The sequence below is a fragment of the Sorangium sp. So ce381 genome (genome assembly GCF_051473845.1).
GTDB classification, from domain to species: domain Bacteria; phylum Myxococcota_A; class Polyangia; order Polyangiales; family Polyangiaceae; genus Sorangium; species Sorangium atrum.
The window spans coordinates 10,136,764-10,142,545 of record NZ_CP150336.1; the positions used below are offsets into that span (position 1 = coordinate 10,136,764).

General features: G+C 71.4%; 4 protein-coding genes. 1 reads left to right on the forward strand and 3 read right to left on the reverse strand.

The window, feature by feature from the left end:
• Nucleotides 1-172: 172 nt before the first annotated feature.
• Nucleotides 173-2,509, forward strand: a complete 2,337-nt coding sequence (locus WMF29_RS38090; protein ID WP_437325009.1) for an AAA family ATPase — start codon at nt 173-175, stop codon at nt 2,507-2,509.
• Nucleotides 2,510-2,538: 29 nt separating this feature from the next.
• Here the strand turns inward: WMF29_RS38090 and WMF29_RS38095 are convergent, their stop codons facing one another.
• From WMF29_RS38095 to WMF29_RS38105, 3 genes are all read right to left on the reverse strand, one after another.
• Entirely contained in the window at nt 2,539-3,666 is a 1,128-nt protein-coding gene (locus WMF29_RS38095; RefSeq protein ID WP_437325010.1) for a DUF4419 domain-containing protein, read from the reverse strand.
• 507 nt (nt 3,667-4,173) lie between these two features.
• Nucleotides 4,174-4,578 carry a hypothetical protein gene (locus WMF29_RS38100; RefSeq protein WP_437325011.1) on the reverse strand — a complete coding sequence of 135 codons (405 nt, stop codon included), beginning with the start codon at nt 4,576-4,578 and terminating at the stop codon, nt 4,174-4,176.
• Between the two features lie 999 nt (nt 4,579-5,577).
• Nucleotides 5,578-5,754, reverse strand: a complete 177-nt coding sequence (locus WMF29_RS38105; RefSeq protein ID WP_437325012.1) for a hypothetical protein — start codon at nt 5,752-5,754, stop codon at nt 5,578-5,580.
• Nucleotides 5,755-5,782: the final 28 nt, after the last annotated feature.

A 5,782-nucleotide genomic window follows, 5' to 3' on the forward strand; every position in this document is an offset into this window, starting at 1 on the left:
TGCGGCGGAATCGTCGCAATGGCGAAATGGAAGAGCGGAGCAATGAAACGACGTCGCGCGCAACGAAACGACCAACAGCGCGGCCGACCAGCGCAGCGGCGCTCCCGGCCCGGGGTGTTGCCCGGGTGTGGTAGGCTCGCGCGCTCAGGCTGCGCGTTTCCACCGCCACCGTATGACCAAGAAATCGCTCCGCGTCTATTTCATCGCCCATCACGACGGCCGCTTCACCGGCATCCTCCTGCGCACGTGGGCATTCCTCTTCGATCGGCCGGCGCCATCCGCCTATGGCGCCTCCGAGGACGACGTGCTGCGCGCGATCGAGGTCGAGCTCCACGCGCGGCTGGCCACGGACGAGGACGATCTCGATCGCTACCTGTGGGACGAGTCGTTCGAGGTCCGCTCGCTGGACGTCGACGTCCACCCGCAGACCACGGTCAAGCGGACCGCCGTCGTCGGCCGGCGCCAGATCCCGCTGCGGCTCACGTACCTCGCGAGCAAGCTCGCCGAGGGGGGAGTCCGCGTGATGCTCCCCCGCTTCGGCTGGTCCGTGGTCCTCGAGGATCTCTCGATTGCGCCCGACGTGCTCCGCCAGCTCGTCACGAGCGCGCTGCTCGGCGAGTCCCCGCGGTCGCTCTTCGATTTTCGCCGGGAGGGAGACGAGTACGTGCGCCCGTGGTCGCCGCGCCGGATGGAGCGGGCCGGGCGGAGCGCTCGGCGCCCGGAGGACGAGCGCCCCACGCTGCACGCCGTCTCCGAGGATCTCGTCGAGAAGGCCGCGCGCCAGCGGCTGCCGCTCGCGGTGGGCGAGTCCGAGGAGCTGGAGCAGGCGCTGCCGCTGTTCGACGTGACGCGCGCCGCGCACGCCGCGCCGCCGCCGTCGATCCTCCTGGTGGGCGGCCCGGGCGTCGGCAAGACGACCTGGGTCCACCGGCTGGCGCGGCGGTTCGCGGCGTGGCGAAGGGACAAGGCGCGCGCGAGCTCGCCGGGCCTGTTCAGCACGTCGGCCGATCGGCTCCTCGCCGGGATGATGTACCTCGGCATGTGGCAGGCGAGGTGCCTGAAGCTCGTGGGCGAGCTGTCGCACGAGGGGGATGTGCTCCACGTCGGCGCGCTCTTGCCGCTGCTCCGGCCGCAGCCGGACGGCGCGTCGATCGGCGACGTGTTCCTGCCGGCGCTCCGGACCGGCGAGGTGAGCCTCATCGCGGAGTGCACCGAGCCGGAGCTCGAGGCGTGCCAGCGCCGCGCGGCCTCGCTCGTGGCGTGCTTCCAGATCGTCCGGCTGCGCGAGCCGGATCCGGCCGCGGTGCCGGCGCTGCTCGCGGAGTACGAGGCGCGGAAGGACGCGCGCGTCCGGCTGCACCCGGCGGGCAAGAAGCGGCTGGTGCAGCACCTCGCGATGTTCCGGCGCGACGTGCTCTTCCCCGGCAAGGCGTTCCGCTTCTTCGACTGGCTCGCGCAGGAGGCAGGCGCCCGGGCCGGCGCGGAGGCGGAAGCGGCCGGAGCGGCGCCGGGGCGCGTGCTCTACCCGCGGGACGTGTCCGAGGCCTACGCGCGCCACTCGGGGCTGCCGATCGAGCTCATCGCCGACGAGATCCCCGCGAGCGCCGAGACGATCGCGCGCGGGCTGAAGCGGCGCGTGATCGGGCAGGACGAGGCGTGCGACACGGCGGCGCGGGTGCTGGCGCGCTTCAAGGCCGGGATGAACGACCCCGAGCGCCCGTGCGGCACGCTGCTGTTCGTGGGCCCGACCGGCGTGGGCAAGACGGAGCTCGCGAAGGAGCTCACGCGGGCCATGTTCGGCGACGAGGGGCGGATGATCCGGCTCGATATGAGCGAGTACAGGCTCCCGGGCTCGTCGGCGCGCCTGCTCGCGGCGGGGCCGGACGCGACGACGCTGGCGCAGCGCGTGCGGCAGGAGCCGCTGTCGCTCGTGCTGCTCGACGAGATCGAGAAGGCGCACCGCGAGGTGTTCGATCTGCTGCTCGCGATCCTCGGCGAGGGCCGGCTGACGGACGAGGACGGGCGCCACGTGGATTTCCGGATGGTGCTCATCGTGATGACCTCGAACCTCGGCGTCGCCGACCGGGCGCCCGTCGGCTTCGGCGGCGACGACGAGCGCGCCCTCGTCCCGGGCGCGCGGCGCGCGGCGCCGGCGGGCGTGCGCGAGCATTTCCGGCCGGAGTTCGTGAACCGCATCGACCACGTCGTGCAGTTCCGGGGCCTCGGGCGGGACAGCGTGCTCAGGATCGTCGATCTCGAGCTCGCCAAGGCCGAGGCGCGCACCGGGCTCGTGCGGCGCAACCTGAGGCTCCGTGTGCTGCCCGAGGCGCGATCCTTCCTGGCCGAGGCGGGGTTCGATCCGAGGCGCGGGGCGCGGCCGCTGAAGCGGGTGATCGAGGAGCGGGTGATCACGCCGATCGCGGCGCGCATGGCGGAGGATCCGGGGTGCCGGGATCGAGAGGTCGTGGTGGCGGGCGGGGACGCGGGGCTCGAGGTGCGTTTCGGGTAGACCAGGGGGGAGCGGCGGTCGTCCGGCGCTCAGCCCGCTTCGATGGGCGCCTCGGGCGCGGCCCCGGGCTCCTCGTGCAAAACGGCCCAGACGAACTCCGGGATGAGCGCGAGCGAGTGCGGGTCCTGTGTGACGCCGATGAGCCCGCTGATGAGCTCCAGGGAGTGCTCCTGGCGGTGCGCGTCGACGAGCCGCAGCGGCGCGCTCGTCAGCGCCGGCGGGAGCCGAGCGAACCCCGGCCCCTGCGGATCCGCCAGCGCGACGAGCCGGTTGCGCCGAGCCTCTGCCGCCGTCCACCGCTCGAGCCAGTCGTCGAGGTGCGTATTCGGGATGAAGTGATCTGCGGGCCACGCGCGGAGGTAGGGGAAGAGCACGTGAATCCAGCCGGTGAGCTCGTCCGCGGCGTTCTCGTACCGGAAGAAGGCGCGCCAGAACGCCGGATCCGGAGGCTTTCGCCCCTCCGCCGAGGCGACGATCTGGTCCAGCACGGGCAGGAGCGCGCGGGTCCAGCGCTCCGCGCCGAGCGGGCCGAACGCCTCTGCGCGCTGCCGCACCGAGCGCCAGTCATCCGCCGTACCCATCAGGTAGATGCGCGGGATTCCGGGTCTCGGAAACACCATGTCGGCCGGGAAAGGCGGCTCCCACTCGAAGTGCGGCGCGAGCGGGGTTGTCACCGTGAGCTCCGAGGCCACCCGCTCGACCGGCCCTGTCGTCGAGAAGTCGGCTGTCAAGAGCTCCCTCAGCCCGCCGACCTGCGCGGCGGTCTGGGCGGATAGCTCCGAGAACGTGATGGGCCACGGGTTCACCTGGCCGAGCGTGAAATCAGGCCGCTCGAGCGTCAGCTCGAAATCGCGGTCCTCCCGGATGAACTTGCGCCGCTGCGCCTCGTTCGCCGCGATGTGGAGCGTGAGCCCCCGCGCCAGGCAGAGCCATATCACGTCGGGCGAGAGCACGAGCGGATAGCGCTGGGTGAACGCCATGTACGCTGCCTGGACGAGCGGGTGCACGTCCGTGCGCCCGACGAGCGGCAGGCGATGCCGGTAGGCGGCCTCGATGGGCGAGACGAGCAGGCTCTGCACCGAAGCTTCTTCGTCGAACGCAGGCAGGGGCGCCGTCGAAGGCGCGACCTCGGCAACGTCGATCGTCGTGACGCTCATAGCTACTCGTCCTCCTGGCCCTGCGCGACGGCTTCATGGGCCAGCGCTGCCGTAGAAAGAACCTCGTACACAAGCGCGCCGCGCGAGACAACTCGCGCCGGCGGCAGCCGCGCAGCGGGCTCAACCTTGGAATCGCCTCGGCAGCACCTGGACCTCGTCGGACGCGCCGACGCACGGCCGTGCGCCAGATGCGTGAGCGGAGAGACAGCAAGCGCTCACTTAGAACGGAACATTCCAGTAAGACTGACACGCCCGTGCTTGCAATTGGAGCGCCAGGTTACCTGCTCGGCGGACCGACCGCAATCGCGAGGCTCGTCGTCGTGTCGCCCTGGATGCATGCGCGGATTCGGTCCCGGGGGAGCGCCACAATGGCGCGAAGGTGCTGGCATCTCCCGGTCCACAAGGCAGATCCGGAGAGATGCGCTGCTGGCCGAGCAGGGTGACATGGCACGGCATATCCCGCCTCCAGGCGAGGAGCGAGGCGCTTGGCAGCGCATGAGTTTCGCGTCATTCATGGCGCATGCCCTCCTCGCGCAGCTCCTCGCGCAGCCCTTCGCGCAGCCCTTCGCCGTCGAAAGCCACAGGTGTCCGATCGGGGTTGCGCGCCCAGGTAAAGAGCGCGGGCAATTTCGCGCATCCCCTGACCGACGCAGGCAGCACGTCCAGCAGCGCAGCCGCGCCCAACGCCGTGAACCAGGCCGCGGCCCCCAGCCCGAGCCCGAAGCCAGACCCCTTCTCCGGCTGGGATCCCGTCACGCGGAAGAGCACCAGCCGCACGAGCTCACCCGGCCCGGCGACCACGACGACGGCCGCTCCGCACAATCCATCAGGGAGCCATTCCGGGAGCACGACGACCGGCAACAATAGCACCAATGTCGGTCGAGCACCCACCAGTGCACCAAGCTCACCCACCGCGACACCGAGACCGCCGGTCTCCAGCGCCGGGAACCTGCAGGATCCGGTCAGGCCTCGATCCGCTGCTTCCGACGGCGGCCTCCCCAGGGGCTCCACCCAGCCTCAGGCCACCGAGCCCACCGTCAGGCCTCAATCCGCTCCTTCCGATGGCGGCCTCCCCAGGGGCTCCACCCAGCCTCAGACCACCGAGCCCACCGTCAGGCCTCAATCCGCTCCTTCCGATGGTGGCCTCCCCAGGGGCTCCACCCAGCCTCAGACCACCGAGCCCACCGTCAGGCCTCAATCCGCCCCTTCCGATGGCGGCCTCCCCAGGGGCTCCACCCAGCCTCAGACCACCGAGCCCACCATCAGGCCTCGATCCGCTGCTTCCGACGGCGGCCTCCCCAGGGGCTCCACCCAGCCTCAGACCACCGAGCCCACCGTCAGGCCTCAATCCGCCCCTTCCGATGGCGGCCTCCCCAAGGGCTCCACCCAGCCTCAGGCCACCGAGCCCACCGTCAGGCCTCAATCCGCTCCTTCCGATGGCGGCCTCCCCAGGGGCTCCACCCAGCCTCAGACCACCGAGCCCACCGTCAGGCCTCGATCCGCTCCTTCCGATGGCGGCCTCCCCAGGGGCTCCACCCAGCCTCAGACCACCGAGCCCACCGTCAGGCCTCAATCCGCTCCTTCCGATGGCGGCCTCCCCAGGGGCTCCACCCAGCCTCAGACCACCGAGCCCACCGTCAGGCCTCAATCCGCTCCTTCCGATGGCGGCCTCCCCAAGGGCTCCACCCAGCCTCAGACCACCGAACCCACCGTCAGGCCTCAATCCGCTCCTTCCGATGGCGGCCTCCCCAAGGGCTCCACCCAGCCTACCAACCAGCCATCTCAGGACCTCGGCAAGGGTCCCCAAGGGAACACCAAGGCGACGGCGCCAGGAAGCACGGCTCCCAAGGGGAGCGAGGTGCCCGGAGAGGCGCCCCCGAACGAGACCGTCGCAAAGGATGGCACGTCGGCTCAGACGTCCCCCAAGACGGGCGAGACCAGCGCGAAGAGCACCCCCGCCGGAAAAACCGCCTCCACCGCGGAGCCCGCGCCCGTCGATCCCTCCACCTCGAAGTCACCGCCCGCGGGGCAGGGCTCCCGGCAGCCGGGGCCTGGACGCTCGGGACCGACGCCGGGACGCTCGTCCACCACGGCTGACCCAGCGCAGGACGGCAAG